Annotated in this window: 2 protein-coding genes; both read left to right on the plus strand. The window is 45.6% G+C overall.

Features of this window, described 5'->3' with window-relative positions; genetic code table 11:
- On the plus strand, nucleotides 1–785 hold a 785-nt coding region (locus A3756_RS16345; protein ID WP_068553957.1), incomplete at its 5' end, for an HDOD domain-containing protein.
- A partial coding sequence (locus A3756_RS16350; protein ID WP_156490539.1) for an FAD-dependent oxidoreductase occupies nucleotides 782–1,251 on the plus strand: 470 nt, incomplete at its 3' end. The genes A3756_RS16345 and A3756_RS16350, both read left to right, overlap by 4 nt.

Genomic DNA, 1,251 nt, shown 5'->3' on the forward strand with positions numbered 1-1,251 from the left:
AAATCGAAGTGCCGATGCTGCCGGATGTGGCAAACCAGGTTTTAGCTTTATCGAATGATCCAGATTCTGATGCCGCACAGTTGGCCAAACTCATACAAAGTGACCAGGCCTTGGCTGGCCATGTGATGCGCATTGCTAATTCAGCCGCATATACACCCAACGCCTCAATGGTTTCTCTGCAACAAGCTGTGGCAAGGCTCGGTCTGTCTCTGATTACAGAAATTGCTTTGGCAGCTTCTCTTAATACGAAAATATTTAAAGCGCCCACATACGAAAACCGTATTAATGAAATATGGGACCATGCTTTATGTACAGCCTTTTGGGGAAAAGAGGTTGCGCGAGTTGCCAAGAAAAATGTCGAAGCCGCCTTTCTATGCGGTTTGCTTCATAGCATTGGCAAACCGGTTATCCTTCAGACCATCTTTGACTACTCGGAATGGCATGACGTATCTATTTCATTAGATGAAGTAGGGGTAATCGAATCTGCTTATCATGTGAAATATGGCGAAGTCGTGGTCAGAAAATGGAAAATGCCCGCAATCGTTCAGGAATCTGTTCATTACTATGCTGACTATCAAAATGCCCAAAGCAATCGTGACCAAGCGATGGTGACTAATGGTGCTGCTAAGTTAGCTCAAGCAATGTTATCGGGTGAAGAAGCTGCGATAGATACAGCTTTGCAAGATACCGTATTTGCAGATCTGAATTTATATGAAGATGAATTGGAGCTTTTGAAGGAAAGACACGACATCGTGAAGAGTGGTCTGGAGGCAATTCGTTCATGAGACAAGTTGATGTAGTGATTATTGGTAGTGGTCCTGCAGGGCAAAAAGCAGCGGTACAGGCAGCCAAAGGTGGTAAGAGTGTCGCTCTTATAGAGCGGGATCAATGGTTGGGTGGTGCATGTGTACACAGAGGAACGATCCCCAGCAAGACGCTTCGTGAGAACGCCTTACGTGTTAAAAAGATGCGAGAGAATGCGGCCTTATGTCAGTTTGAATTAGCTGAAGATACCGAGATGTCGACACTGATCGACCGCTTGAATCGGGTATTGAAAGCGCACGACGGTTTTATGGTAAATCAGATTGAACGCAATAATATCGAACGTATTCACGGCCGGGCCAAGTTTGTATCGCCGAATGTTATCGAGGTAACAAAAGTGCGCGGCGAAGCTGAACAAATTGAAGCCAGTAGCTTTGTTATTGCTTCCGGCTCGATCCCTCGTAAGCCAGATAATATCCCTGTCGATCA

Source organism: Oleiphilus sp. HI0086, assembly GCF_001635225.1.